The organism is Amycolatopsis umgeniensis (assembly GCF_014205155.1).
Taxonomy (GTDB): domain Bacteria; phylum Actinomycetota; class Actinomycetes; order Mycobacteriales; family Pseudonocardiaceae; genus Amycolatopsis; species Amycolatopsis umgeniensis.
In genome coordinates this window covers 8,497,732-8,523,431 of sequence record NZ_JACHMX010000001.1, presented here as the reverse complement: position 1 = coordinate 8,523,431, position 25,700 = coordinate 8,497,732, and the positions used below count along the sequence as shown (strand labels likewise).

Genomic DNA, 25,700 nt, shown 5'->3' with positions numbered 1-25,700 from the left:
GAGTCATTTGACGGCGCCGGCGGTGAGCCCGGCGACGAGATAGCGCTGGAGCAGCAGGAATCCGGCGACGACCGGGACGGACACGATCAGGGAGGCGGCCATGACCTGGTTCCAGTACACCTGGACCTGGGTGGAGTACTCCTGGAGCCCGACGGCGAGGGTCCGCGTGCCCGAATCGGTCATCACCGACGCGAACAGGACCTCGCCCCAGGCCGTCATGAACGAGTAGATCCCCACCGCGACGATGCCCGGCGTGGCGGCCGGGATGACCACCCGGATCAGCGCGCCGAGCGGGCCGGTGCCGTCGACCATCGCGGCCTCGTCGAGTTCCTTGGGGATCGAGTCGATGTAGCCGGCGAGCATCCAGATGGCGAAGGGCAGCGAGAAGGTCAGGTAGGTGATGATCAGCCCGAGCCGGGAGCCGTACAGGACGATGCCGGTGGTGTTGCCGATGTTGACGAAGATGAGGAACAGCGGCAGCAGGAACAGGATGCCAGGGAACATCTGCGTGGACAGCACGGTCATCTTGAAGAAGTTCTTGCCCCGGAACCGGAAACGGCTCAGCGCGTACGCCGCGAAAATCGCGATCACGACCGAAAGGATCGCCGCCGAACCCGAGATGACCAAGCTGTTCATGAAGTAGTCGGCGAGCGGGATGGTCTCCCAGATGTCGAAGAACGGCTGGATGGTCAGCGTCGACGGGAACCATTCCCATTTGCCCTGCACGTCCCCGAGCGGTTTGAGCGAAGACGAAACCATCGCGTAGAGCGGCACCAGAGTGAACAAGGCGAGGAAACCGAGGACGAATCGGCGGGCCCACGGGACCCAGCGAGGCTCAGACAACGGCGTTCCTCCTCCGTGAGGTCAGTCCCAAGTAGACGGTGCTGACGATCAGAAGGAACAGCAGCAACAGCACCGACATCGCCGAGCCGAGGCCGAAGTTCCAGGTCACGAAGGAACTCTGGTAGATGTGGATCGAGATCAGCGACGCCTCCTTCGGCGCGGACGCTCCGAAAAGGACATACGGCGTGTTGAAGTCGTTGAAGGTCCACAGGAACAGCACCAGCAGGAGTACCTGATTGACCGGGCGCAGCATCGGCTGGGTGATCGCCTGGAACTGCCGCCACCAGCCCGCGCCGTCGATGGCCGCCGCCTCGTACAGTTCGCCGGGGATGTTCTGCAGCCCGGCCATCACGATCAGGAACGCGAAAGGCCAGTTGCGCCAGACCGATACGACCACCAGCGACCAGAAACTGTTGTCCCCGATGAGCCAGAAGGAATCGATGCCCAGCAGGCTGTTCACCAGGCCGGTGTCGCGCTGGAACATGAAGGACCAGGTGATCACCGCGGCGTACATCGGCAGCGCGTACGGCACCAGGAACAGCGTCCGGAGCACACCGCGTCCACGGAAGTTCTTCTGCATCAGCACGGCGGCCGAGGTCCCGAAGAGCCAGCAGAACCCGACCGACAGCACGGTGTAGAGGACGCTGATCCAGAACGAGCCGAGCAGCGACTTCCCCGCCGCGAAGTTGAAGTCCAGGACGAACTTGTAGTTGTCCAGTCCCGCCGCCGGGGCGGACGAGAAGTCCCGGATGTAGAACTGCGTCAGCTTGAAGAAGCTCATCACGAGCCCGGCGATCATCGGGATCAGGTGGACGAGCAGTTCGAGCAGGATCGCGGGGAGCAGGAGCAGATACGGCAGCGCGACCCCACGCCGTTTGCGCCGGACGCGCCGGGGTCCTGGCGCCCCGGCCGCTTTCACGGCCGGGGCGTCGTCGAGAGCGGTCGGCATCAACTACCGGCCGCGATCTGCTGGTCCGCCTGGTTCAGCTGGTCCCGGATCTTGGCGGCGTCGACAGGCTTGCCCGCGGCGACGTCGGCGAACATCGCCTTCATCGCGGTGCCGATCAGGGTTTCGAACTGCGACTCCTGCGGGACCTGCGGCATCGGCTCGGCGGAGTTCGCGAGCACACCCTGGAAGACCTTGACGTCCTCGGTCTGGAACGCCGCGTCGCTGTAGGCGTCCTGGACGGTCGGCAGCGAACCGTAGGTCTTGTTGAGCAGCGCCTGCTCCGGTGCCGAGACCATGAACTTCACGAAGTCCAGTGCGGCGTCGGGGTTCTTGGTGTTCTTGAACACCGACATGTTGATCCCCGCGACGAAGCTGGTCACCTTGCGGCCGTTCGGCGGCGCGGCGGCGGGCAGCGGGATCGGCGCGACGCCGAGGTTCGCCATGTCCATCCCGATGTTCTTGAACGAACCCGCGGAGGCCTGGTTCATGAACATCGCGGCCTTGCCGTCCGAAAGGTCCTTGAGGGACTTGGCGGTGTCGGCGTACTCGGCATTGGACGGATTGACGATCTTGTCCTTCTGCATCAGGTCGACGAACTGCTGCACGGCCGCGACCGACGGGTCCGAAGCCAGCTGCGGCTTGCCCTCGGCGGTGAAGAACTGCGCGCCCTGCTGAGCTCCGAGGATCGCCGCGTGATGGCTGTTCTCGGTGACCTGGCCCGCCTGGAGCGAAAGGCCCCACTGGCCCTTGTCTGGTTTGGTGAGCTTCTTGCCGTCCTCGACGAGTTCTTCCCAGGTCGCCGGCGGTTTGGTGATACCGGCCTCGGCGAAGAGCTTCTTGTTGTAGTACAGGCCGTACGCCTGGCCGTAGAGCGGTACGCCGACCGGCGGCTGGCCGCTCGCCCCGGTGGCCGCCAGCGACGGGCCGACGAAGCGCGACTTGCCACCGACCTTCTCCAGCGCGGCGTCGTCGAACGGCAGGAACGCCCCGGTCGCCTGGAGCGAGGCCGACCAGGTGTTGCCGATGTTGAGCACGTCCGGGCCCTTGCCGGAGGTCGTGGCCGCGAGGATCCGGTTGAGCAGATCCGTCCACGGGACGACCTCGAGCTTGACCTTGATCCCGGAGGCCTGCTCGAACTTGTCGAGTTCGGGCTGCAGGACTGCCTTGTCGTTGTCGAGACTGGTGCCCTGGTTCGACGCCCAGTACACGAGCTCCTTGGGAGCGCCGGACGACGTGTCGCCGCCGCCGCACGCGGTCGTGGCGGCGGCCGCCAGCGCCAAGACGAGCGCAGGAGCGATCTTTCCGATTCGCATCGATGGTCCTCGGGGTGAGTGGCCAAGCCGCGTCCTCGCCTGTGACACGGGACACGCCTTATTTCAGGGCTTGAGTTAAGCCTTGGTCCACCTTGCCGTCAAGACCCTGGGCACCAATTCGTCCCGGTCGAACCGCAGGTTGGCGATTCTCCCGTCAGCCGGGTTGCCGGTGGATCAGCACCGTACCGCTCACCAGGGGGTTCCGCCCAGGGTCGCGGGGCCGCGATCGACGACGATCGCCTTGTCCCCGCGATAGGAGTCGAGGTCCGCGCCGAGCCAGGACTCCCCCGGCCGGGCGCGATGGAACCGGAAGGTCCCGTTCGTGCTGTTGGTGGCGACGACGCACCGAATCGGGACCGGCGCCGTCCTGGCGATCTCGAGCGCGAACCCGAGGCCATGACGCAACATCAGGACCTGGTCCGCCTCGGAGATCACCGGCGCGCCATCGGGCGAGCTGCCCACCTCGATCGGCAGATGGTCTTCGAGATGGAAACCGCTGACGAAGCCCTCCCAGGCGGTCAGGTCGGCATACCGCCCCGGCGGCTGTCCGGCCCACGCCGGGATGTCGCCAAGCGTGATGACCTCACCGGTCAGAACGATCCCTTCGGCGATGATCTCCCGCAGTCCGGGCGCCAGCCGGGCGACGGGCATCGCGGCGGCCAACGGCCCTGCCGGACCGAGTGCGTCCAGAGCGGGATCGTTCAGGCGGATGTTGAGCACGTCACTTCCCCGTGAGCACGTCGAGGGCCTGCCCGCGGTGCACGGCGAACAGTTCGAGGGCCTTCTCGCCGTCGCGAGCGCGAAGAGCCGACGCCAGCCGACGATGCTCCTCCGGGATGCTCGCGAGGTAACCCTCGGAGTTGACGCCGATCCGGGTCAGCAGGAACAGGTGCACCTGCGACCGGATGGCCTGCCACGCCTCGATGAGCCGCCGATGCCCGGAAGCCGCGTACACCGCGTCGTGGAAGTCGATGTCGCAGCGCACCATCTCGTGCTCGTCACGCGCCCGGCGCATCCGCTCGACGACCTCGTCGATCGCGTCCAAGCCCGCGTCCGGCGCGGAAGCGACCACCAGCCGCACGGCGAGTTGTTCCAGCGCCGACCGCAGACTGTCGAGTTCCGCGACGTCCACATCGGACAACGTCGTGACGATCGCGCCGCGGTGCCATTCACTGCGGACCAGCCCCTCGCGCTCCAGCTTGAGCAGCGCCTCGCGCACCGGCCCCCGGCTGACACCGAGCGCGGCCGAAAGCTCCACCTCGCGCAGCTGCGCGCCGGGCGGGTACGCGCCGCCGAAGATGGCGTCCCTGACCCTGTCGGCGACCTCGTCCGCCAGCCCGCGACGACGCGCCGGCACCACCCTGCCGGGTTCGCTCATCGTCATCCTCCCCTCGGACGCCCGATCGTAGCGGTCGCTCATCTTGTCCTAATGTTAACATTAAGACATGACGATCCTCGACTCCCCCATTCCGCGCTTCCACCTCGCCATGCCCGTCGACGACCTCGCCTCCGCGCGCACCTTCTACGGCGAAGTCCTCGGCCTCGAACAGGGCCGCAGTTCCGACACCTGGATCGACTGGAACCTCCACGGCCACCAGTTCGTCACGCATGTCGCCCCGGAGCGGCCGCAGCGAATCCACAACCCCGTCGACGGACACGACGTGCCCGTCCCCCACTTCGGCCTGATCCTGACCGTGCCTGAGTTCCGGAAGCTGGCGGACCGGCTGCGCGCGGCGAACACCTCGTTCGTGATCGAGCCCTACGTCCGCTTCGAAGGCCAGACCGGCGAACAGTGGACGATGTTCCTGCTGGACCCGGCGGGCAACGCCCTGGAGTTCAAGGCGTTCGCCGACGACTCGCAGGTATTCGCGGCCTGACAGGCCCCGCGAAGAGCTCCGCGAGGTCTTCGAACCGGACCACCGCCACGGCCCCGACAGCACCGACGGCCGAGGCGAGCGCCAGCCCGACAGGCTCACCGCCGTCCACACCGGACACCGCGAGGACACCGGCGGCGGCGACCAGCAAGAGAAGCGCGTTGCGCACCACGTGCCGATACGCGAGAACGGTGCGCGCCGGACCGAAACAACGGCACACCGCCCCGGTCCGGCGCGCCACCGCACGCCACACCGCGGCGGTCAGCACACCGAACAACCCGGTCGCGAGCACCAGCCCCCCGAGGGCGAGCCACCGGCCCGCGTCGGCGCCGGAGACGATCAGCGCGGCCGCCGGGAGCAGCAGTGCGGCGATCGCGAACTCCGCGGCCAGGGTGACCGCCGCGAACCACCGGGCCCAGCGCGCCGGGATGCCGAACGCTGGCACCGACGCGACGAACTCGGCGTAAACACCCTTGCCCCGCGCCTTGCCGACGGCGGAGACCGACAACACCAGTCCACAAAGGACGGCCGCGAACGCGGCCACGTGGTTCACCGCTGCCCGATCGGCCGGAGCACGACACCGATCAGCGCGTCCGCCGGGATGTAGCCGAGCCGCCGGGAATCGTTGCTGCGGGCCGGATTGTCGCCCAGCACCAGCAGATTTCCCGGCGGCACCACCGGATCGGCCACCGGAATATGCGGCGGCACCGGATCACCGGGAACCGCCACCGCGCGTTTCACCAGCCGTCCGGCTGTCGGGTCACCCGGTTTCGGCGGACCGCCCTGCACCACGACGATCTGCCCCGCCCGCACGCGCGCCAGCCGGGACCGCCGCACCAGCAGCCGATCGCCCGCCACGTAGGTGGGCTCCATGCTCACCCCGTACACCGTCACCACGATCAGCCGTCGGCGCAGTGTCACCAGCCACGCCAAGACGACCAGCACCGCCGCCGCGAGCACCACAAAGATCACTGGGACACCACCTCGTCGTAACCCGAAGCCTGCAGGCGGAAGAGCCTCGCGTACTCCCCGCCCGAGGCGATCAACTCTTCGTGCGAACCCAGTTCGGCGACCCGCCCCTCGGCGAGCACCGCGATTACCGACGCGTCCCGGACCGCGCCGAGACGATGCGAGATCAGCACACTGGTCGCGCCCTCCCGGTGACGCCGCAGACTGCTGTGCACCTCGTGCTCGGCTTCCGCGTCGAGCCCCGAACTCGGCTCGTCCAGGATCATCAGGTCCCGGCGGTCACGCAGGAACGCCCGCGCCAGCGCGAGCCGCTGCCACTGCCCGCCCGACAGCAGCACCCCCGTCTCCGGGTCCTCCCGGTCCGTCTCGTCGAAGAACATCCGGGAAAGGAAAGTGTCATAGCCCCTCGGGAGGCCGGTCACGACGGCGTCCGCGCCCGCGCGCCGGGCCGCCGCGACGACCCGCTCGCGATCGTCCATCACGGACACGTCGCCGAGCCCGATGTTCTCGGCGGCGCTGAGGTCGTAACACATGTAGTCCTGGAAAACCGCGCCGATCCGGGCGCGAAGGTCCTCGACGCCGATGTCACGCAGGTCCACTCCGTCCCACAGGATCGCGCCGCGTTCCGGGTCGTAGAACCGGCACAGCAGCTTGACCACGGTCGACTTCCCGGCGCCGTTCAGCCCGACCAGGGCCAGTGATCGTCCGTGCGGGATGGTCAGATCCACCCCGCGCAGCACCCAAGGCTGGTCTTCGGCGTAGCGGAACCAGACGTCACGCAGCTCGATACCGGATCGCAGCGCGTCGAGCCGCCGCGGCGCGGCCGGGACGGGCAGATCCGGGCCCTGCGACTCGATCTCCTCGTAGTGGTCGAACAGCAACGTCGAATGATGGGCCGAGGCCAGCCGGGCCACCAGACTCTGCAGCGCGCCCTGAACCCCGCCGACCGACGCCACGAAGATGGCGATGTCGCCGAGGGAAAGCCTGCCGTGCGCGGCCAGCCACGCCGCCCAGACCAAGCCGCCCGCCGAAACCGCCGCCGTGAGCCCGGCCAGCAGACCCTGCACCCGCGCGTCCCGCCGGTCCTGCCCTTCGACGACGGCGTGGGCCGCGGACAGCTCGACGAGCATGCGCCGCCGAAAGAGATCGCCGAGACCGAGCAACCGCAGTTCCTTCGCCGCGTCCAGGCTCGCCAGGAGATCGGCGTAGAACACCTCGCGCCGTTCGGCGGGCGCGATCGACCACAGGACACGCGCCCTCGCGCGGCTCAACCGCAGGTTGGCGAGCAGCGCGGGGATCGCCGCCAGCAGCACGATCACGGCCATACCCGCGTTGATCACGGTCAGCGTGCCGAGGAAACCGCCCAGTGTGACGGCCGCCTGCACCGAGCCGATCCCGTCGTCGACGAGCTGCCCCGGCCCGCTGCGGCCGGTCTGCTGCGCGAGCCGGAGCTTGTCGCGGAACCGCGGGTCCTCCATCCTCGCGATGCCCGCCAGCCTGCCCATCGCCCGGTAAAGACGGTCCATCGTCACCACGGCGACCGCACGGTCCAGCCGCTGCTTGAGGTACTCGGTGCCGACAGGCAGCAGACCCGCCATCAGCCCGGTGACAGCCAGCGCGACCGCCCACGGGAGCAGCGTCAGCCAGACCTCGCCCGCGGCCAGCCCGTCGAGGAGCACCTTGGTGCACCACGCGGTCGCGATCGGCACGACCCCGCCGATCAAGGACAGCACCAGGTACAGCGGCGTCCCCACCGGGGCGGCCTGGCGGGTGAGCCGGGCCGCCGCCGACAGCAGGCTCAGGACCCGGCGGGCGCCGAGGGAGGTGTTCACAGCGTCGCGGGTGTCGGCAGGGCCGACATCTCCCACCCGCTCGCCAGCATGGTCCGGTCGCCGTTGACCAGGCAGAGCGCGGGGTAGCCGGAAGCGCCGAAGGCCTTGTGCACCACGCCGCCGTCCAGTTCGAGGATCACCTCGGCGACTTCGCCGAGCCGGACGACCATGTCGGCCGTCTCCTCTTCACTTCCCGCGGCGATCGCGACCACCTTGCCCTCGAACCGGGTGGCGTACTCGATGAACTGGGGCATCCGCTCCTTGCACGGTTCGCATCCCGGGGAGAAGAAACCGACGAGGGCGGGCGATCCGTCGATGTCCGCATTGGACAGCTCCGTCCCGCCTGCCGTGACGGCGGAGAAGGCGCCGATGGTGGCACCGGCGGGCAGTGCGATGTCCGGCTCCGGGAAAGCCTGCTGTCGCACGTTCTTCAAAGCCTCGTTCTGCTCGCGCAGCCTCCGGATGATGCCGAAGCTGAGCAGCAGGTCCAGCACGCACAGGAGTCCGACGAGCACGACGGCGGCGGTCAGGATGGACATGGTGTTCTCCAGTGGAGGAAGAGGGACGGACGGGATCCGGGGTGGGCGGTGACCGGCGCGCACGGCACCGGTCACCGTCCACGGTCTCGATCAGCCTCCGCAGGTCCGGAAGGCGTAACAGGCCCCGCAGAATTCCTTGCAGGCACCGTTCGTCGAGCAGTTGCGACGGAAGTCGCTGCGCTCGCGGCAGTAGCAGTGCTTGTAGTACGGGTCCGGCGGGCAGCCCGCGCCCACGTCCGCCTTGGCCACGAACACGCTCAGGAGCTTGTCGCTGAGCCTTTCCACTGTCTTGCGCATGTTCCGCGCTCCTCACTTCCTCCGCGCCGGTCGGCGTCGGCAGCGCCCAACGTAGGAAAGCCCGGTACACGAACGTGGATAGCGCGGATACACACACCCGTGTACCGGCTGTGCACCCAACGCGAAGTGAACCTCCGGCAAAGTCATCGGTGATAGAACCGCCTTAAGGGGTCTCACGTTTCTGTCTCCAACTCTCGGGAGAGGTGTGAGTGACGTCGATCGAGTTCAGGGTTCTGGGGAGGCTCGAGGTACACACCGAAGGCGGGACGATCGCGCTGGGCTCCGTGAAACAGCGCACGCTTCTGGCCGCGCTGCTGCTGCATCCCGGCCGGACGGTCCCGATCCGCAGGCTGCTCCAGACTTTGTGGGGAGACGAACCGCCCCTTTCCGCGGTCGCCAACCTGCGCACCTATGCGAACCGGCTCCGGAGCGTGCTACCGGGGGAACGGATATCCGGCCGCGCTTCGGGGTACGAAATCCTGCTGCGCCAAGGAGAATTGGATCTTCACGTGTTCACCGAGCGAGCGGGCGCGGGCCGTGCGGCGCTCGCACGCGGTGATCACGCCGCCGCTGTCCGCCACCTCGGTGAGGCACTTTCAGCCTGCCGCGGTGCGGCGTTGGAAGATCTCGCCGACAACGACGCCCTCGCCGGCTCGATCGCGCCCGTCGAGGAATTACGGCTCTCCGTCGCCGAAGACCATCTCGACGCCCGGCTCCGGCTCGGTGAGCACCGCGAGGTGATCGCGCCGCTGCGCGAGTTCGTCACCGAACATCCGTTGCGGGAACGCTTGTGGGCACATCTGATGACCGCTCTGTACCGGTCCGGAGACCCGGCGGGAGCACTCGCCGTCTACACCGACTGTCGTCGCGTGCTCGCGGACCGTCTCGGGCTCGAACCGTCGCCGGATCTCGCCGAACTCCATCGGGCGATGCTGGACCGGGATCCGGGCCTCGCCGCCGTCTCCCCCGCGACCGTCTCCATCACCACCGCGGCGCCGGAATCCACCACACCGCGCGAACTCCCGGTGCGGTGCCGCGCGTTCGCCGGACGGGCTGGAGACGCCGCCAAGCTGACCGCGCTGCTCGCCGGGGAGGATCACGCCGGGCCGAAGGTCGCGGTGGTGCACGGTCCGTGCGGCATCGGGAAGAGCGCACTGGTCCTGGAGGTGGCGCACCGGGCGGGGGCACGGTTCCCCGGCGGGCAGTTGTACGTCGACCTGAGCGCCAACGGCCCGGATTCCCGGGTGCCACCCCGGTTACTGCGGCATCTCGGCGTTCCGGCCTCGGACATCCCGTGGGCGCCGGACGAGGCCGCGGCCGTGCTCCGGTCCCATCTCGCCCACCGCGCGGTGCTGCTGGTGCTCGACGGCGCGACCGGCTCCGCCGCGCTCCGCTCCCTGATCCCGGCGACGGGTTCGTGCGCGGTGCTGATCACCAGCCGTTCGCCGTTGATGCTGGACGGCGCGGACCAGATCGGGCTCGGCAGGCTGTCCGATGAGGACGGACTCGACATGCTGGGCAGGCTCGCGGGCCGGTCCAGAGTGGAGGGTGAACCCGGCGCGGCGGCGCAGATCGTGCGGTACTGCCACGGGATCCCGGCCGCGTTGCGGATCGCGGGCGCCGTACTGGCCAACCGGCCGACCCGGTCACTGTCCTGGCTCGCGCACCGGCTCGCTCCCGAGGAGAGCAGGCTGGACGAACTCGGGTTCGGCGGGGAGTCGCTGCGCGCGCTGTACTCGTCGGCTTTCCGGCAGGTCACAGCGGGCAAGGATCCGTTGGCCGCGGCCGCGTTCCGCCTGCTCGGCAGGCCCGGTTTCGAGGTGTGCGACACCAGGCGGGCCGCCGCCGTCCTCGACACTTGCCCGTCGAAAGCCGAGGCCGCGCTGGATCGCCTGGTCGATCTCGGGCTCGCCGAATGGGGCGAGCAGGACACCTATCGGCTCCCCCCGCTCATGCGGCTGTTCTCGGCCGGGCTCGGCGCGACCGTCCCGACCCAGAGAGCCGTGCTGTCGTGGTGAACCGCCGCGCCGATTGATAACCGTCACATTATCGATCGGCGCGGCTTTCCGCGTTGATCAAGACCCGCCGCCAGGAGAAGCTCGTCCTGTCAGCGAGCCTGCTGGACACGGAAACCAAGGAGACGCCACCATGTTCGACCCCATCCTCCTCAAGGCCGCCGACGCCGAGATCGTCAGCGACGCGCCGGGCAGCGACATCACCCTGCTGGCCGACTCGGACACCACCGACGGCGGCTTCACCGCGAACCGCGCGACCCTGAAGGACGGCGTCTTCGGCACCCCGGCCCACTTCCACACCCGCGCGACCGAGTTCTTCTTCGTGCTCGAAGGAAAACTCCAGGTGCTCGTCGACGAAACCCTGCACACCCTGGAGAAGGGCGACTTCCTCGCCGTGCCGCCGAAGGTGCCGCACGCGTTCGGACCCGAGGCCGGCTCGGACGCCGACGTCCTGGTGACCTTCACCCCTGGCATGGCCCGCTTCGACTACTACCGGCTTCTCGACCGGGTCGCCCGCGGCGAGGCGGACCCCTCGGAGATCGCCGCGTCCTCGAAGCAGTACGACAACCACTACGTCGACAGCCCGATCTGGCGCGCCGCCCGCGGTCAGTGAACGTCAGTCGATGACCGCCGTCGCTTCGACCTCGACCAGGTGCTCGGGCACGTCGAGCGCCGCGACACCGATCAGCGTGCCCGGCGGGACCGGGGTGCCGCCCAGCTTGGCGGCGGCCCGGTCCACGCCTTCGAGGAACAACGCGAGTTTGTCCAGGGTCCAGTCGACGACGTAGACGGTCATCTTCGCGACGTCGTCGAAAGTGGCGCCCGCCCCGGCGAGCGCGGTGGCGACGTTCAGGTAGCACTGTTCGACCTGGGCGGCGAGGTCACCTTCGCCGACAGTGGCGCCGTCGGCGTCCCAGGAGACCTGGCCCGCGATGAAGACCAGCTTCGACCCTGTCGCGATCGAAACCTGCCGGTACGCGGGGATCTCCGGCAGCCCAGCCGGATTCACCAGGGTGATGCTCATCCCTACTCCTTGTTCATGGTCACTTGTGGTTACCCAGGAACTGTAGGAGAGTGTGGGGCGACCTGGAAGAACGCACTTTTTCGTGACTGGGGAACCTCATGGGAACCAAGCAGCTCAGCGGTACGGCGGACGACGCGGATCTGCTGAGGGCGGACTCGCTGGCGAGGGAGATCTTCTCCGACGTCGCCAACAAGTGGGCGCTCCTGATCATCGAGACGATCGGCGACCGCACGCGGCGGTTCACCGAACTGCGGAACGACATCGAGGGCATCAGCCACAAGATGCTCACGCAGAACCTGCGCATGCTGGAGCGCAACGGCCTGGTCGGGCGGACGGTGCATCCGACCGTGCCGCCGCGGGTCGACTACACCCTCACCGAGGCGGGGCACGGCCTGCGCGCGACGGTCGACGGGATGTGCGACTGGACCCACCGGTTCCTCGGCCACATCGAAGACTCGCGCCGCCGGTTCGACACCCCTGTTAACGGTTAACGGCCTGGCCAGGGCCTCGACCGGTTCAATTACCCGCCGTCCGGATCTATGCTCGTCGCGTGATGTCCGGGCAGTTGCCGCACGACGGGACCTTCGCCGGCGCGCTGCGCGAAGCGATCCGGGCGCGTGGCCTCAGCCTGGAACGCCTGCGAGACCATCTGCGTGTCCGGGGCGTCTCGATCACCGCGGCGACGCTCAGCTATTGGCAATCCGGGCGCAGCCGTCCGGAGCGTCGGGACTCGGTACTCGCGCTCCGACACCTCGAGCAGGTACTGGACGTCCCGCCCGGCCGCCTGACCGCGTTGCTCGGCCCGCCACGCGCCCGCGGCAGGTGGCCCGCCCGCGCCGACGGCCTGCCGGAGATCGGCCGGTTCTGGCCGGACCGGACGCGGATCGACGCGGCCGTCAGCGAAGTCGACACGCGGTGGGACGAACGGCTGACGAGGATCAGCCAGCACGACGTCGTGTCCGTCGGTCCCGGGCAGGAGGAGCTCGCGTTCCACTCGCGGCAGGTGCTGCGCGCCGAGGCCGACGGACCGGACCGATGGGTGGTCATCGTCCACATCGACGAACACGACCGGCCGCTGCCTCAGGTGACTTCGCTACGAGGCTGCCGTGCCGGCCGGAGCGTGCACCGCCCCGAAGACGGTCTTCTCGTGATGGAACTGCTCTTCGAACGGCCGCTCGCGAAAGGCGAAACGGTCATCACCGAACACACTCTGGTGAACAGCGCCCCGTTCCCGCTCGCGACGAACTACGAACGCAAATTCCGCCTGCCCACCCGGGAATACGTACTCGAGATCCGGTTCTCCCCCGGTGTCCTCCCGGCGCGATGCCGCCGCTATTCCGAACAGGACGGACAGCCCGCCGAGTGGACCGATGTCTTGCCCGGCGGCGATTCCGTGCACGGTGTCGCGCTGAATTTCGGCCCAGGCCGGTTCGGCTTCGATTGGGACTGGGACTCTTAATTGTTAACGACTCGCGGATCTACAATTTCATGCGGTAAGGGATTTACCGTCGGCGCACCTGCTTTTCGATTCGAGGAGTGCGCATGCGAGTCCTTTCCTATCTGAGCCTCGTGGCTTTGGCCACACTGGGGCTCAGCCCGACGGCTCAAGCCGCTTCACCGGCCCATCCCGACGCCGAGGTGAACGGGGTGGCCGCCGCGTTCGGGTTGACCGTCTCCGAGGCGAAGTCCCAGCTCGCGGCGCAGGACGAAGCCCACCGGCTGGCCGCGTCACTGCCCGCCGGGCTGCGCGCCCGCACCGCCGGGCAGTGGTTCGACGCGGCCACCGGCAAGCTCACGCTCGCCGTCACGAACACCGCGGACGCCGACGCGGCAAAGGCAACCGGCGCCGAGACGCGATTGGTGTCCCGAACCAAGGCTGATCTCGACCGGACCGACAAAGCCGTCCGCGCGCTCGTCGGCGACGGTGTGCCCGGCGTGTTCGGCTGGGGCGTCGACGTCCGGAACAACGAGGTCGGCGTCTCGGTCGACCGTGCACGCAAGACCGCCGAGACCGAGAGTTTCCTTTCGCAGGCAAGGAATCTTGGCGTGCGGATCACCGAAACCGGGTCTTCGCCGCGGCAGCAGGCGGGCACGATCCAAACCGGCAGCCCGTGGTGGCCGGGCAGTGAGAGCAACTGTTCGGTCGGGTTCGGCGCGACCGATTCGGCGGGTGGCAAGCACTTCCTCACCGCCGGGCACTGCACGAACGACCGTGATCAGGCCGCTTATGGCGCGCAGAGTCAGCAGAACCGCATCGGCACGTCGAACGTCGGCGGGACGCGCAGCGTCAACGCCCGCGAAGGCGACATGGGCGTCGTCGCGGTGACGCAGCCCGGCTGGGAACTCTCGGCGGCCGTCAACACCTGGGGCGAGCCCGCCGTCACCATCAGCGGCTCGGCCGAGGCGATGGTCGGCGACCGGGTCTGTCACTCCGGCAACACGTCGAAGTGGAAGTGCGGCGAGGTGAAGTACACGCACAAATCCGTCGACTACGGCGGCGGGCTGATCATCGAGGACCTCACCTGGACGACGGCGTGTTCGCTCGGCGGCGACTCGGGCGGCGGCTGGTTGCTCGGCACCAAGGCGGTCGGCCTGCACGACGGCGGCCCGTCGCAGTGCGTGCCGAACCCGAGCGACGGGGACATGTCGATCTTCCAGCCGGTGATCGAAGCGCTGACCAAGTGGAACCTGACGCTGGTGACGGGCGGCGGCAACGGTGACACCACCGCGCCCACCGCACCCGGCAACGCGCGCTCCACCGGCACGACGACCGACAGTGTCTCGCTGGCCTGGGACGCGGCCACGGACAACGTCGGTGTCACGGGTTACGACGTCTACAACGGCTCGACGCTGGCGACGTCCGCGACGGGGACCAGCGCCACCGTGAGCGGTCTCAGCCCGGACACCTCCTATGCCTTCACCGTGAAGGCCCGTGACGCGGCAGGGAACGTGTCGCCCGCGAGCGGTGTCGTGTCCGCCAAGACGCAGCCGGGCAACAGCGGCGGCCGGACGCTGAGCAACGACACCGACTTCGCGATCCGCGACTATCAGCAGGTGTTCAGCCCGGTGACGTCGACACTCTCCGGACAGGCCGCGACGTCGCTCGCGCTTTCGGTGACGATCCGGCACACCTGCGCCGAGGACCTCGGCGTGACGCTCGTGGATCCCAAGGGCAAGGCCTACGCGCTCAAGTACAGCGGCGGTTCGGCGTGCACGGCCTGGAACGGCGCGCGGACGTTCTCGGTGCCCGGCGCGTCGTCCCCGGCGGGCGGGAAGTGGCAGCTGCGTGTCACCGACTACGGCCCTGGTGACACGGGAGTTCTCGACACCTGGTCGCTGACGCTTTAAGGCCGGTGCGTGGGGGGGGGATCGGGGGTTCGGTCCGTGAAGGCCTCCTTGCCTACCCTGAAGGTAGGGAAGGAGGCCTTCACGGACCTCAAATCGCAGCTCCGCGAGCGTCTCACCACCCACTAGGGCAACCGCACCACCCGCAGGAACGCGGGCAGCAACCAAGGTCGACGACCGCTGACGACGATCTTGCGCGTCAGCACGGTCCGCGCCTTGCCGACCCGGTGGAACAGCATCAAGTTCAGCGACGGCGGATCGAACGCGATCCGCGCGTCGACCGGGCCGCCGGGCTCCTCGACCGTGACCCGTCCCCGATGCAGCACCAGTACGACCGGAGCCGTGTACGCCGAGCGGAAGGCCACGGCGATACGCCTTTCGCGAGGCGGTTCGTCGGTGTCGAGAAGATGCCCGGTGCCGTGTGTCAGCACGCCCACCATGAAGAGGTCGAAGAACAACGCCGCGTCGGCCGGCGGCATCGTCCACCGCAGTTTCAGCGCCTTGGCGATGTCCCAGCCGTGGATCTGCAGTTCGTTGACCAGGTGCGCGAGGACACCGGCCAGTGGCACTTTCGATTCCCCGAGCCAGTCCAGCGGGGTCGCCGGGTCGGCGCCCTCCGTCACTCGCAGCACTTCCTCGATGTCAGCGAGCAACCCCGTCACCAGCACGCCGATGTCGCGTTCGGGGAAATCCGCCAGTACCAAGGTGTTCAGCACGGAAACCGTATCCACAGTGGTCTTTTCGACCTGCCCTTGCCCACGGGCGTCCAAAAGCGGCGCGCTGTCCGGCCGCACCAGCGAGCTGTACATCTTCGCGATCATCGCGACATGGGCAACGGTGTCGGCCACCGTCCACTCCGCGGTGACCATCGCACCGGGATCCGGAACGCCGGTCACCAGTTCGGCGAATCGCCTTCCCGTCACCCGAAAGGCGCGTCGAGCCGACCGCCATTGATCAGCCGTGATCGCTCTGGTCACGACGCGATTTTATCGTGATGGGGCCGAAAATCCGTTCCGCTCACGTGCGGACCCGGTTTCCGCTCTGAGCGTAGTGACCGTACTCACTACGGAAATCGACGTGACACACACCGACCGGCACAGGCAGACTGAACCGTAGATCAGCCTCGCCTTTTCGCGACCGCGCCCTTCCAGGAGCCCTAAACAAATGACCGAGACCCTGCCCGAAACCACCCGCGACCAGGAAAGGGCACCGGCGAGCGCCGGGCTCCTGATCGGGGTCCTGGTCCTTTCCGCGTTCGTGATGATCCTCAACGAGACCATCCTGAGCGTCGCGCTGCGTGACCTGACCGTCGACCTCAAGGTCCCGACCACCACCGTGCAGTGGCTGACCAGTGGCTTCCTGCTCACCATGGCGGTCGTCATCCCGATCACCGGGTTCCTGCTCGAACGGTTCACCCCGCGCCAGGTCTTCCTCGCCTCGCTGACCCTGTTCAGCACCGGCACGCTGGTCAGCGCGCTCGCGCCGGGCTTCGGCCTGCTGCTCACCGGCCGGGTGATCCAGGCCTGCGGTACAGCGGTCATGCTGCCGCTGCTGATGACGACGGTGATGCGCCTGGTCCCGGTCGAGAAACGCGGCGCCACGATGGGCACGATCACCATCGTCATCGCGGTCGCCCCCGCCATCGGCCCGACCATCGGCGGCGCGGTGCTCTCCTCGCTCGGCTGGCGCTGGATGTTCTGGATCGTTCTGCCGCTCTCGATCGCCGCGCTGGTGGTCGGCATGCTGCGGCTGAAGCTCGAGAGCGAGACCCGCAAGGTTCCGCTGGACGTGCTGTCGGTGATCCTGTCCGCCGTCGGTTTCGGCGGCGTGTTGTACGGCCTCTCGACGTCCGGCGAGTCGGCGGGCGGGCACCAGCCGGTGCCGCCGTGGGTGCCGATCGTCGTCGGGGTCGTGGCGCTCGCGGTGTTCACCTGGCGCCAGTTGCGCCTGCAGAAGGAAGACCGCGCGCTGCTGGACCTGCGCCCGTTCACCCATCGCAGTTTCATCGTCTCGCTGGTGCTGACGGCACTGCTGTTCATGTGCCTGCTCGGCGCCGCGGCGATCCTGCTCCCGCTGTACCTGCAGACAGTCCTGCACACCAGCACGTTCGTCAGCGGGCTCGCGGTGCTTCCCGGCGGTCTGGTCCTCGGGCTGCTCGGCCGCCCGGTCGGCGCGCTGTACGACCGCTTCGGCCCCCGGCCCCTGGTCATCCCCGGCGCGGCCGCGATGGCGGTCTCGCTGTGGCTGTTCGCCCTGCTCGGCGCGGGATCTCCGCTGGTCGCGGTCATCGCCATCCACGTCCTCCTGATGGGCGGTCTCGGCCTGATGATGACGCCGCTGATGACCGAGTCCCTCGGTTCGCTGCCCGAGCACCTGTATTCACACGGCAGCGCGATCCTCGCCACCCTGCAGCAGCTCGCCGGCGCGCTCGGCACCGCCGTGTTCATCGCGGTGGCCACGGCGAGTACGACGACGGCCGGGTCGGCCAGCCCCGACGCCGCGGGTATCCGCACCACGTTCATGGTCGCCGGCTGCGTCGGACTGGCCGCGTTCGTCGGTTCGCTGTTCGTCAAGAAGAGCGCCGGCGCCGTGGCCGCACACCACTGACGACGGACCAGCTCATCTGGCGCCCGCCGTGGCCTCCATCGGAGGCTCGGCGGGCGTTCGTCGTCCGATCACCTTCCGGCCGTAGGCGATGGCGGGCTGTTCGACCCACCGGCGCAGCGCACAGGCGAACAGCAGGGCGACCCCCGTGGTCGCCGCGGCCTTGGCGTACCCGCTGGGCAGCAGCCAGCCCGTCACCCCGGCGGCGCCTGTCTGGGCGAGGTACAGCGCGTACGACCGATCGCCGACGAAGGTCATCGGCCTGCTCGAGAGCAGTTTCCGGACCGGCCCCGGCGAAACGACGGCCACGAGCAGCAGCGCCGAGCCCGCCGCGTACACCGGGACCACGAACTGCCAGTGCCCGCCGAGCGCCTTCGCCAGCGGTCCGACGGAAAACTGCAGCACCACGAACCCGCAGCCGATCACCGTGGCCACGACGGGGCTGGTCAATGGCCGGACCAGGGCGAACCCCCGCGGATGGTGGAGCGTCATCGCCAGCAGGCAGCCGATGACCAGCGAGCAGTAGTGCACCGAAAGGCTCGCCCAGGTGTGCGTCGGAGCCAGCGGCAGCGCGAACAGCACCACGCCGAGGACGGCCGACGCGCCGAGCAGCAGTCTCAGCGCCGTCTTCCCGCTTCGCGCGAACGAGGTGAGCACCAGCAGCGCGGGCCAGACCAGGTAGAACTTCTCCTCCACCCCCAGCGACCACGACGTCGGATAGGGCGTGTTGAAGTCGACGAGTTCGTTGCCGAAGACGAGGTAGTACGGCATGGCGTCGGCGAGCCTGCTGCTCTGGTAGGTGCCGCCGAGAATCACCGCGAGCGTGGTCAACGCCAGGAGCAGGAAGTACACGGGCAAGATCCGGAAGACCCTGCGCAGGTAGAACTCCCGCAGTGAGATCCGGCCGGTGCGGCCCTCTTCGCGCAGGGACAGGGTGGTGATCAGGAACCCGGACAGCACGAAGAACAGCTGCACGGCGATCCAGCCCTGCAAGCGGTCCAGCGCGGGGCCTCCGTAGTGGAAGAACACCACGGCCACGGCGGCGAGCGCACGCACGCCGGTGAGACCGGGGAACCAGGACGAGGCCAGGTAGTCGGCGTGGCTGAGCGGCCGCCACCAGGAGCGGCGCGAAAGGTCGGACATGGCCCGTAGGTTCGGGCCCGGACGCTGAACCGAAGCTTAAGGAAGCTGAAGACGTCTTCAGTTTCGCGTTTCCGCCGACGGCAGGCGGACGACGAGGCGGGCCCCGCCGTCGTAATCGGCGACCTCGGCCGTGCCGCCGTGCGCGTGGGCGATGTCGGCGACGATCGCCAGCCCGAGACCGGCACCACCGTCGTCACGCGCGCGTCCGTCGTCCAGCCGGACGAAACGGTCGAACACCCGCTCGCGATCCGCGGCGGGGATACCGGGGCCGTCGTCGGTGACCGACAGCACGACGAAGCCGTCCACTGTGGACACCGCGACCTCGACGCCGGTCCGGGTGTGCCGTTGCGCGTTGTCCACCAGGTTGCGCAGCAGACGTTCCAGCCGCCCGCGATTCCCGAGGACGACCGGATCTCCCCCGATCTCCGCGCGGACACCCTGCCGTCCGGAGAGACAGGATTCGACCACTTCGGACAGTCGCACCGGCGCGAGCCGCTCCGGTTCCGCGTTGTCCAGTTTGCCGAGCAGCACGAGATCCGCGACGAGATCCTGCAGCCGAGTGATGTCGAGGAGCGCGTTTCGGCAGGCGTCGCGCCAGTCCAGCCTGTCCGGATGCGCGAGGAGTACCTCCAGTTGGGTCCGCAGGGAGGCCAGCGGGGTGCGCAGTTCGTGCGACGCGTCCGAGGTGAACCGGCTCTGCCTGCCGACGGCGGTGTCCAGCCTGGAGAGCATCGTGTTCATCGTGTCCGCGAGCTTCGCGATCTCGTCGGCACTGTCCGGGGCCGGGACCCGGCGGGACAGATCGTGCGCGCCGATTTCCGCGACCTCGGAGCGGATCGCCTCGACCGGGCGCAGCGACCGGCGGACCGCGAGCCACGCGATCACCCCGATCAGCAGTGCGATGACCGGGACTCCCGCGAAAAGCGTCATGCGCACCGCATCGAGCGCCGCCTGTCCGGACTCGTCGACGATGGCGGCTCCGTAGATCCGGTACTTACTGTCACCGCTCACGGTGGCCGCCACGTGCAGCCGGACTCCGTTCCCCTCTGGATCTTCCCCGAGCGCACTCGCGCAGAAGCCGGATTCCCGCCTGGCGAGATCGACGTCGCCAGGCTTGAGGTTCTGGACACTGTCACCGTACGCGTAGCCTCCGTCCGGGACGATCGACCCGGAACGCAGGCCGGGACAAGACGCGACACGCTCGCCGGTCTGGGTGGTCACCTCGTAGACCGAAGCCTGCACGAGGAGCCGCAGATCCGCCGGAGCGGCACCGGTGTTCAGCACCTGGACGATCGCGGCCGCGCGCTCCCTCGCGACCTGCGCGGCGCCGTTGCCCAGCCGGTTCTGGGCATCGAGCACCAGCCACGCCGAAACGACCGCCAGAGCGATGATCGACGTCAGGAAAGACGTGAGCGCGACCCGGAACCGGGTGGTCCGCCAGAACCTACGCACCGGAACCCACCACGTGGTAACCCGCGCCGCGGACGGTCCGGATCGTCTCCGCCCCGAACGGCACATCGATCTTGCGCCGCAGCGCGCTCATGTGGACCTCCACCAGGTTCGCGGTCGCGGACGCCGCGAAATCCCAGAGGTTCTCCAGCAGTTCGGCCTTCGTGACCACCTCGCCCTGCCGTTTCATCAGGTACGCCAGCAGCGCGAACTCCTTGGTGGTCAACGGGATCTCGGCCGTGCCGCGGCGACACAGGTGACTCGCCTGGTCGAGTTCGAGATCACCGAGCCGCAGCGTGCCGGGCCTGGTCGCTCCCCCGCGCCGGATCAGCGCCCGCAACCGGGAGAGCAGGACACCATAGGAGAACGGCTTCGGCAAGAAGTCGTCGGCGCCGGTGTCCAGCGCCTCGATCTCGTCGTCCTCGCCGTCTTTCGCGGTCAGCATGAGGATCGGCGTGGTGTCACCTCGTTCGCGCAACCTTCGGCAGACGCGGTAGCCGTTGAGACCGGGCAGCATGATGTCGAGGATCATCGCGGAGTACGGATGTTCGGCGGCGTACCAAAGCGCGTCACGGCCGCTGTGCGCGACGTCCACGGCGTAACCCTCGGCGCTCAGCCCCGCCCGCAGCGATTCGGCCAGCCGCCGCTCGTCCTCCACGAGCAAGATCCTCATCCGCTCACGATCCCATACGGCCGGGCACAAATGCCCTCATGGCACGGTGAACCCGCTGTCACCATCCGGTCATGCCCGCCCACCGCCTCCGCGGAGCGCTTCTCGCGGCTCTCGCCGTCACCACCGTCGCAGGCTGCTCCTCCGAACCCGAGCCGCCGCCCACCTACCGTCTCAACGGCGGCGACGCGTGCGCGGTGGTGAACACGGCCGACTTCGAGGCCCTCACCAAGGACTCCCCGTCCAAGACGCCGAGCAACCTCGTCAGCGGGCTCGAAGGCGGGAACTGCGCGATGGAGTTCGAAGGTTCCGGCGGTTACGTCACGCTGACGACGTTCATCGCGATCCATCCGTCGGGCGAATCCGCCGCCAAGGTCATGTACGACGACTTCCGGAAGAACGACGACAAGCGGAGCGGACCCGGTACCGACCTCACCGTCACCGACGTGGAAGGCCTCGGCACCGCGGCGTATCTGTACCGGCAGCACGACGACTCGAAGCCGTGGGTGTCCGACGACCTGTGGCTCTACAAGTACCTCGTCCGGCACGGCTCGCTGGTCCTCACCGTCACCGGGACCGGCATCTCCCGCGATACCGCGGCGTGGCCCACCGTCGAGCAGGAAGTGCGGGACAAGGTCAAGAAAAGCGCCGAAGACACCATGAAGGCGCTCAAAGCCTGATCACCGCTGTTCGGCGGAAGGCTCCGCGTCCGTCAGGGCGAGCCTTCCCCCGGGCGGCTCAGTCCTTTCGTCGCCTTCTGGGAGCGATCCCATATTTCGGACCCGACGACCTTGTCTCGACGGATGCGACCCCTTTACGGTCCCGATGGGAGCGCTCCCATAAATCGGATCCCGGTCGCAAGGAGGCGACGAATGAGATTCCGCAGAAAGGGTGTTTCGGCACCGCTGGCCGTCACCGCGGTGCTGGCGATGGTGACGGTGCCGGTGGTGCTGGGCTCGAGCGCCCAAGCGGCGCCGGGCTGCAAGGTCGACTACACGATCACCAACCAATGGGACACCGGTTTCGGGGCCACCGTGACCGTCACAAACCTCGGCGACCCGATCAGCGGTGGCTGGACGCTGGGCTGGGACTTCCCCGGCGATCAGCAGGTCCAGCAGGGCTGGAACGGGACCTTCACCCAGCAGGGCAAGGGGGTGACGGTCCGCGACGCGGGATGGAACGGTTCGCTCGGTACCGGCGCCACCGCCTCCCCCGGATTCAACGGAAGCTTCTCCGGCACCAACGGGAAGCCCACGGTCTTCACCCTGAAGGGCACCACCTGTACCGGTTCCACCGTCCCGACCACCACCACGACCCCCGGCCCCGGCGGCCCCAAGGCGGACAACCCCTACGCCGACGCCGACGTGTACGTGAACCCGGAATGGTCGGCCAAGGCCGCCGCGGAACCGGGAGGCGGCCGGATCGCGAACCAGCCCACCGGCGTCTGGCTCGACCGGATCGCCGCCATCGCGGGCACTGGCACGAACCTCGGGCTACGCGGACATCTCGACGGAGCGCTCCGGCAGGCCGCCGGGAAACCGGTGGTGGTCCAGCTGGTGATCTACAACCTGCCGGGCCGCGACTGCGCCGCACTCGCGTCGAACGGCGAACTCAAGGCCGACGAACTCCCGAAGTACAAGACGGACTACATCGACCCCATCGCCACGATCCTCGCCGACCCGAAGTACTCGGCACTGCACGTGGTGACCGTGATCGAGATCGACTCACTGCCGAACCTGGTCACCAACGTGACACCCCGGCCGACGGCCACACCCCAGTGCGACGTCATGAAGGCCAACGGGAACTACGTCTCCGGCGTCGGCTACGCGCTGGCGAAGTTCGGCGCGATCCCCAACGTCTACAACTACATCGACGCCGGGCACCACGGCTGGCTCGGCTGGGACGACAACCTCGCCCCGTCCGCCGCGCTCTTCGCCCAGGCCGCTCGGGCCTCGGGCGGCACCACGGCCAACGTGCACGGTTTCATCGCGAACACCGCGAACTACGGCGCACTCAAGGAGCCGTACTTCACCGTGAACGACAGTGTCGGCGGAACTTCGGTGCGGACGTCGAAGTGGGTCGACTGGAACCGCTACGTCGACGAGCTGTCCTACGCTCAGGCGTTCCGGCAGGAAGCCATCCGCGCCGGATTCCCGTCGGACGTCGGCATGCTGATCGACACCTCGCGCAACGGCTGGGGCGGCACCGCGCGGCCGACCGGCCCCGGCCCGTCCACCACCGTGGACGCCTACGTGAACGGGGGCAGGACCGATCGCCGTATCCACCTCGGGAACTGGTGCAATCAGTCGGGCGCGGGCCTCGGCGAACGTCCGAAGGCCGCTCCGGAGACCGGGATCGACGCCTACGTCTGGATCAAGCCGCCGGGTGAGTCCGACGGTGCGAGCAAAGAGATCCCGAACACCGAAGGCAAAGGTTTCGACCGGATGTGCGACCCGACGTACACCGGTAACCCGCGGAACCAGAACAACCTGTCCGGAGCGCTGCCCGACGCGCCGCTGTCCGGGCACTGGTTCTCGGCGCAGTTCCAGGAACTGCTGAAGAACGCCTATCCGGCGCTGTAAGTGGCCGGTGAGAACGTAGGTTCGGTCCGTGAAGGCCTCCTTCCCTACCCTGAAGGTAGTGAAGGAGGCCTTCACGGACTTGCGGATCGCCACGTCCGCCTCACTCGCACCAGCGGTCACAGCGGCCGCGAGTGACGATTCAGCGCAGAACCGCCTTTACCACTCACGAGCCGCCGGCTTCTCCTTGCGCCGCACCGGTGATGTTGCGGACCATCCCGCCGAAGACGACGCCGTGGAACGGCGCGATCGCCTTCCAATACGCGTGCCCGGCCAGTCCGTGCGGCTCGAACACCGCCCGCTGCCGGTAGATGGTCCCACCGTCCTCATCGGACTCGACGCCGAGTTCGAGCCACGCGCGCCCCGGCAGCTTCATCTCCGCCCGCAGCCTCAGCAGCCGCGGCCGGTCGAGGTATTCGACGCGCCACCAGTCCAGTGCCTCGCCGAGGTGCAGCCGTCGCGGATCCCGGCGGCCGCGCCGCAACCCGACGCCGCCGACGAGCCGGTCGGCCCAGCCGCGGACCGACCACGCCAGCGGGAACGAGTACCAGCCGTGTTCCCCGCCGATGGACTCGATGACGTCCCACAGCGCCTCCGGCGAGGCGTCCGTCTTCTGTTCGCGCTTGTCCTCGTAGACGGTCCCGCCCGCCCAGTCCGGGTCGCTCGGCAGCGGATCCGACGGCGCGGAAGCGGTCGACGCGTCCGACCAGCGGGTCGGGACGTCGGCGTTGCGGATCCGGGTCAGGGCCAGTTCGACGGCGTGTTCGTAGTGGGTCAGGCCCGCTTCCGGATCGGGGATGTGCCCGGCGATCTCGTGATCGTGACAGACCACCTCGTGCACCAGCGATTCGATCAGCGGTACGGCGATCGACTTCGGCACAGGCGTGACCAGGTTGACCCACTGCGCGGACAGCCACGGCGTCAGCACCGGCACGGGTACGACGGCCCGCCTCGGCAGACCGGCGACGACGGCGTAGCGGCGCATCATCTCCAGGTACGTCAGGACGTCGGGGCCGCCGATGTCGAAGGCGCCGTTCACTTCGGACGGCAGCTCCGCCGCGTGCACGAGGTAATGCAGCACGTCGCGAATCGCGATCGGCTGGATCCGGTTGTGCACCCATCTGGGGGTGATCATCGCCGGAAGCCGCTCGGTCAGGTAGCGCAGCATCTCGAAGCTCGCCGAGCCAGAGCCGATGATCACCGCCGCCTGCAGGACGACGGCGGGCACCCCGGAGTCCAGCAGGACCCGGCCCACTTCGGCACGGGACGCGAGATGCGGCGACAGCTCTTCGTCGTCCGGCACGATGCCGCCCAGGTACACCAGCCGCCGCACGCCCGCCGTCTTCGCGGCCTCGGCGACCGTCCGCGCAGCCTCCCTGTCGACCTCGACGAAGTCCTTGCGCGCCAACGAATGCACGAGGTAGTAGACCACCTCGCCGTCGGTCAGGGCCGTCTCGATCGAGGCCGGATCGGTGACGTCGCCGCGTTCGACCTCGACCAGGTCACGCCACGGCTCTTCGGCGACCTTCTCCGGGGAGCGGGCCACCACGCGCACCTCGTGGCCCGCGTCGAGCAGCTGCGGCACCAGCCGTCCGCCGACATATCCCGTCGCACCGAGCACCACACATCGCATTCCCCGAGTGTTCCCGGGGAATGCGAGAAGCGCAGTCCGAGTGACCCGTCAGGGAGCGAGCCGCCCCCGGACCTCGACGGTCGCGGCGATGCTGCTCCGGAGAAACCGGGCGACCGTCCGCCGCTCGTCCTCCCCCAGGACCCGCCACGCCGCGGAGAAGCTCGCACCGAGCGGCAGGAAGAACTCGGCGCCGATCCGCCGCGCCTGATCGTGCATCCGCAACTCGACCTTGCGCCGGTCGGTCGCGCTCCGGTCCCGGTAGAGGTGCCCGGCGCGCTCGAGCCTGTCCAGCACCGACGTCGTCGCGGACGCGCTCAGGTGCAGCGCGCTCGCGAGCCTGCTCGGGCTCATGGGGGTCCCCATCCTGGCCGCGTCCATGATCACCGCGAGCGCGTTGAGGTCGGTCCGGTGCAGGCCGTGCGCCTCACCGAACATCTCGGCGAACCGGTCCGACTCGACGGTCAGCTGCCGCAGCAGGAGGACGAGCAAAGCGTCCGTGACCTCTTCGACGTCGTCTTCAGCGCCCTTGGCCATGTCCGAAACCTCCCCTCCCGTTGCCCCGTCCGGGTGACCACTCTACTATTTCGATGGTCGAACTATTCACTCGTCGAAATAGCCTTGT

At 68.5% G+C, this 25,700-nt stretch carries 26 protein-coding genes; 9 read left to right on the top strand and 17 right to left on the bottom strand.

Features of this window, described 5'->3' with window-relative positions:
- Window positions 1-3: 3 nt before the first annotated feature.
- The 5 genes from HDA45_RS38840 to HDA45_RS38820 form a co-directional block, all read right to left on the bottom strand.
- Window positions 4-843, bottom strand: a complete 840-nt coding sequence (locus HDA45_RS38840; protein ID WP_184904018.1) for a carbohydrate ABC transporter permease — start codon at window positions 841-843, stop codon at window positions 4-6.
- Window positions 836-1,792 carry a carbohydrate ABC transporter permease gene (locus tag HDA45_RS38835; RefSeq protein ID WP_184904016.1) on the bottom strand — a complete coding sequence of 319 codons (957 nt, stop codon included), beginning with the start codon at window positions 1,790-1,792 and terminating at the stop codon, window positions 836-838. Before HDA45_RS38835 ends, HDA45_RS38840 begins: the two co-directional genes overlap by 8 nt.
- Entirely contained in the window at window positions 1,792-3,105 is a 1,314-nt protein-coding gene (locus HDA45_RS38830) for an ABC transporter substrate-binding protein (protein WP_184904014.1), read from the bottom strand. The genes HDA45_RS38835 and HDA45_RS38830 overlap by 1 nt, the downstream gene beginning before the upstream one ends.
- A 189-nt stretch (window positions 3,106-3,294) precedes the next feature.
- Window positions 3,295-3,825: a hypothetical protein gene (locus HDA45_RS38825; RefSeq protein ID WP_343072257.1), complete on the bottom strand. Its 531-nt coding sequence runs from the start codon at window positions 3,823-3,825 to the stop codon at window positions 3,295-3,297.
- A 1-nt stretch (window position 3,826) separates the two neighbouring features.
- Window positions 3,827-4,483, bottom strand: a complete 657-nt coding sequence (locus tag HDA45_RS38820) for a GntR family transcriptional regulator (protein ID WP_184904012.1) — start codon at window positions 4,481-4,483, stop codon at window positions 3,827-3,829.
- 67 nt (window positions 4,484-4,550) lie between these two features.
- Between HDA45_RS38820 and HDA45_RS38815 the strand changes: the two genes are divergently transcribed.
- A complete protein-coding gene (locus HDA45_RS38815) occupies window positions 4,551-4,982 on the top strand; it encodes a VOC family protein (protein WP_184904010.1) in 432 nt (143 codons plus the stop codon).
- Here HDA45_RS38815 and HDA45_RS38810 read toward each other — a convergent pair.
- From HDA45_RS38810 to HDA45_RS38790, 5 genes are all read right to left on the bottom strand, one after another.
- Complete coding sequence (locus tag HDA45_RS38810; protein WP_184904008.1) at window positions 4,942-5,523, bottom strand: MauE/DoxX family redox-associated membrane protein; 582 nt, start codon at window positions 5,521-5,523, stop codon at window positions 4,942-4,944. The genes HDA45_RS38815 and HDA45_RS38810 overlap by 41 nt on opposite strands.
- Window positions 5,524-5,528: 5 nt before the next feature.
- Entirely contained in the window at window positions 5,529-5,951 is a 423-nt protein-coding gene (locus tag HDA45_RS38805; RefSeq protein ID WP_184904005.1) for a S26 family signal peptidase, read from the bottom strand.
- Window positions 5,948-7,780, bottom strand: a complete 1,833-nt coding sequence (locus HDA45_RS38800) for an ATP-binding cassette domain-containing protein (protein WP_184904004.1) — start codon at window positions 7,778-7,780, stop codon at window positions 5,948-5,950. The genes HDA45_RS38805 and HDA45_RS38800 overlap by 4 nt, the downstream gene beginning before the upstream one ends.
- Window positions 7,777-8,319 (bottom strand): TlpA family protein disulfide reductase, encoded by a 543-nt coding sequence (locus HDA45_RS38795; protein ID WP_184904001.1) that lies wholly within the window; start codon window positions 8,317-8,319, stop codon window positions 7,777-7,779. The genes HDA45_RS38800 and HDA45_RS38795 overlap by 4 nt, the downstream gene beginning before the upstream one ends.
- A 90-nt stretch (window positions 8,320-8,409) precedes the next feature.
- A complete protein-coding gene (locus HDA45_RS38790) occupies window positions 8,410-8,616 on the bottom strand; it encodes a hypothetical protein (protein ID WP_184903999.1) in 207 nt (68 codons plus the stop codon).
- A gap of 209 nt (window positions 8,617-8,825) precedes the next feature.
- Here HDA45_RS38790 and HDA45_RS38785 point away from each other — a divergent pair, with 209 nt between their 5' ends.
- Complete coding sequence (locus HDA45_RS38785) at window positions 8,826-10,634, top strand: BTAD domain-containing putative transcriptional regulator (protein ID WP_184903997.1); 1,809 nt, start codon at window positions 8,826-8,828, stop codon at window positions 10,632-10,634.
- Between the two features lie 130 nt (window positions 10,635-10,764).
- The gene (locus HDA45_RS38780; RefSeq protein ID WP_184903995.1) at window positions 10,765-11,244 is read left to right on the top strand and encodes a cupin domain-containing protein; all 480 of its coding nucleotides are present in this window, start codon (window positions 10,765-10,767) and stop codon (window positions 11,242-11,244) included.
- A 3-nt stretch (window positions 11,245-11,247) separates the two neighbouring features.
- On the opposite strand, the gene HDA45_RS38775 is transcribed toward HDA45_RS38780, so the two are convergent.
- Window positions 11,248-11,655, bottom strand: a complete 408-nt coding sequence (locus HDA45_RS38775) for a RidA family protein (protein ID WP_184903993.1) — start codon at window positions 11,653-11,655, stop codon at window positions 11,248-11,250.
- 98 nt (window positions 11,656-11,753) lie between these two features.
- On the opposite strand from HDA45_RS38775, the gene HDA45_RS38770 reads away from it, so the two are divergent.
- From HDA45_RS38770 to HDA45_RS38760, 3 genes are all read left to right on the top strand, one after another.
- A complete protein-coding gene (locus tag HDA45_RS38770; protein WP_184903991.1) occupies window positions 11,754-12,146 on the top strand; it encodes a winged helix-turn-helix transcriptional regulator in 393 nt (130 codons plus the stop codon).
- Window positions 12,147-12,208: 62 nt separating this feature from the next.
- Complete coding sequence (locus tag HDA45_RS38765) at window positions 12,209-13,114, top strand: helix-turn-helix domain-containing protein (RefSeq protein WP_184903989.1); 906 nt, start codon at window positions 12,209-12,211, stop codon at window positions 13,112-13,114.
- Window positions 13,115-13,197: 83 nt separating this feature from the next.
- Window positions 13,198-15,003, top strand: a complete 1,806-nt coding sequence (locus HDA45_RS38760; protein ID WP_184903987.1) for a proprotein convertase P-domain-containing protein — start codon at window positions 13,198-13,200, stop codon at window positions 15,001-15,003.
- A gap of 122 nt (window positions 15,004-15,125) precedes the next feature.
- Here the strand turns inward: HDA45_RS38760 and HDA45_RS38755 are convergent, their stop codons facing one another.
- Window positions 15,126-15,977 (bottom strand): maleylpyruvate isomerase N-terminal domain-containing protein, encoded by an 852-nt coding sequence (locus HDA45_RS38755; RefSeq protein WP_378316568.1) that lies wholly within the window; start codon window positions 15,975-15,977, stop codon window positions 15,126-15,128.
- A gap of 187 nt (window positions 15,978-16,164) precedes the next feature.
- Here HDA45_RS38755 and HDA45_RS38750 point away from each other — a divergent pair, with 187 nt between their 5' ends.
- On the top strand, window positions 16,165-17,607 hold the full coding sequence (locus HDA45_RS38750) for a DHA2 family efflux MFS transporter permease subunit (protein WP_184903985.1): 1,443 nt from the start codon (window positions 16,165-16,167) through the stop codon (window positions 17,605-17,607).
- A 12-nt stretch (window positions 17,608-17,619) separates the two neighbouring features.
- Here HDA45_RS38750 and HDA45_RS38745 read toward each other — a convergent pair whose 3' ends face one another.
- Genes HDA45_RS38745 through HDA45_RS38735 form a run of 3 tightly spaced genes read right to left on the bottom strand, consistent with a single transcriptional unit; the run spans window position 17,620 to window position 20,869 of the window.
- Window positions 17,620-18,747: an acyltransferase family protein gene (locus HDA45_RS38745; protein WP_184903982.1), complete on the bottom strand. Its 1,128-nt coding sequence runs from the start codon at window positions 18,745-18,747 to the stop codon at window positions 17,620-17,622.
- Window positions 18,748-18,804: 57 nt separating this feature from the next.
- Window positions 18,805-20,199 carry an ATP-binding protein gene (locus HDA45_RS38740; RefSeq protein WP_184903980.1) on the bottom strand — a complete coding sequence of 465 codons (1,395 nt, stop codon included), beginning with the start codon at window positions 20,197-20,199 and terminating at the stop codon, window positions 18,805-18,807.
- A complete protein-coding gene (locus HDA45_RS38735) occupies window positions 20,192-20,869 on the bottom strand; it encodes a response regulator transcription factor (protein ID WP_184903978.1) in 678 nt (225 codons plus the stop codon). Before HDA45_RS38735 ends, HDA45_RS38740 begins: the two co-directional genes overlap by 8 nt.
- Window positions 20,870-20,940: 71 nt before the next feature.
- Between HDA45_RS38735 and HDA45_RS38730 the strand changes: the two genes are divergently transcribed.
- Window positions 20,941-21,546, top strand: a complete 606-nt coding sequence (locus tag HDA45_RS38730; RefSeq protein WP_184903976.1) for a hypothetical protein — start codon at window positions 20,941-20,943, stop codon at window positions 21,544-21,546.
- A gap of 192 nt (window positions 21,547-21,738) precedes the next feature.
- Window positions 21,739-23,448 (top strand): glycoside hydrolase family 6 protein, encoded by a 1,710-nt coding sequence (locus HDA45_RS38725; RefSeq protein ID WP_221471352.1) that lies wholly within the window; start codon window positions 21,739-21,741, stop codon window positions 23,446-23,448.
- Between the two features lie 163 nt (window positions 23,449-23,611).
- Here HDA45_RS38725 and HDA45_RS38720 read toward each other — a convergent pair whose 3' ends face one another.
- Both HDA45_RS38720 and HDA45_RS38715 read right to left on the bottom strand, forming a co-directional pair.
- Window positions 23,612-25,078, bottom strand: coding sequence for an SDR family oxidoreductase (locus HDA45_RS38720; protein ID WP_184903974.1), 1,467 nt, complete (start codon window positions 25,076-25,078; stop codon window positions 23,612-23,614).
- A gap of 48 nt (window positions 25,079-25,126) precedes the next feature.
- A complete protein-coding gene (locus HDA45_RS38715; protein ID WP_184903971.1) occupies window positions 25,127-25,612 on the bottom strand; it encodes a MarR family winged helix-turn-helix transcriptional regulator in 486 nt (161 codons plus the stop codon).
- Window positions 25,613-25,700 lie beyond the last annotated feature (88 nt).

Coding starts and splice junctions, on each gene's coding strand:
- HDA45_RS38835 (WP_184904016.1), bottom strand. CDS start 1,792: ATGCCGACCGCTCTCGACGACGCCCCGGCCGTGAAAGCGGCCGGGGCG.
- HDA45_RS38830 (WP_184904014.1), bottom strand. CDS start 3,105: ATGCGAATCGGAAAGATCGCTCCTGCGCTCGTCTTGGCGCTGGCGGCC.
- HDA45_RS38820 (WP_184904012.1), bottom strand. CDS start 4,483: ATGAGCGAACCCGGCAGGGTGGTGCCGGCGCGTCGTCGCGGGCTGGCG.
- HDA45_RS38815 (WP_184904010.1), top strand. CDS start 4,551: ATGACGATCCTCGACTCCCCCATTCCGCGCTTCCACCTCGCCATGCCC.
- HDA45_RS38795 (WP_184904001.1), bottom strand. CDS start 8,319: ATGTCCATCCTGACCGCCGCCGTCGTGCTCGTCGGACTCCTGTGCGTG.
- HDA45_RS38790 (WP_184903999.1), bottom strand. CDS start 8,616: ATGCGCAAGACAGTGGAAAGGCTCAGCGACAAGCTCCTGAGCGTGTTC.
- HDA45_RS38780 (WP_184903995.1), top strand. CDS start 10,765: ATGTTCGACCCCATCCTCCTCAAGGCCGCCGACGCCGAGATCGTCAGC.
- HDA45_RS38775 (WP_184903993.1), bottom strand. CDS start 11,655: ATGAGCATCACCCTGGTGAATCCGGCTGGGCTGCCGGAGATCCCCGCG.
- HDA45_RS38770 (WP_184903991.1), top strand. CDS start 11,754: ATGGGAACCAAGCAGCTCAGCGGTACGGCGGACGACGCGGATCTGCTG.
- HDA45_RS38765 (WP_184903989.1), top strand. CDS start 12,209: ATGTCCGGGCAGTTGCCGCACGACGGGACCTTCGCCGGCGCGCTGCGC.
- HDA45_RS38760 (WP_184903987.1), top strand. CDS start 13,198: ATGCGAGTCCTTTCCTATCTGAGCCTCGTGGCTTTGGCCACACTGGGG.
- HDA45_RS38750 (WP_184903985.1), top strand. CDS start 16,165: ATGACCGAGACCCTGCCCGAAACCACCCGCGACCAGGAAAGGGCACCG.
- HDA45_RS38745 (WP_184903982.1), bottom strand. CDS start 18,747: ATGTCCGACCTTTCGCGCCGCTCCTGGTGGCGGCCGCTCAGCCACGCC.
- HDA45_RS38735 (WP_184903978.1), bottom strand. CDS start 20,869: ATGAGGATCTTGCTCGTGGAGGACGAGCGGCGGCTGGCCGAATCGCTG.
- HDA45_RS38730 (WP_184903976.1), top strand. CDS start 20,941: ATGCCCGCCCACCGCCTCCGCGGAGCGCTTCTCGCGGCTCTCGCCGTC.
- HDA45_RS38725 (WP_221471352.1), top strand. CDS start 21,739: ATGAGATTCCGCAGAAAGGGTGTTTCGGCACCGCTGGCCGTCACCGCG.
- HDA45_RS38720 (WP_184903974.1), bottom strand. CDS start 25,078: ATGCGATGTGTGGTGCTCGGTGCGACGGGATATGTCGGCGGACGGCTG.
- HDA45_RS38715 (WP_184903971.1), bottom strand. CDS start 25,612: ATGGCCAAGGGCGCTGAAGACGACGTCGAAGAGGTCACGGACGCTTTG.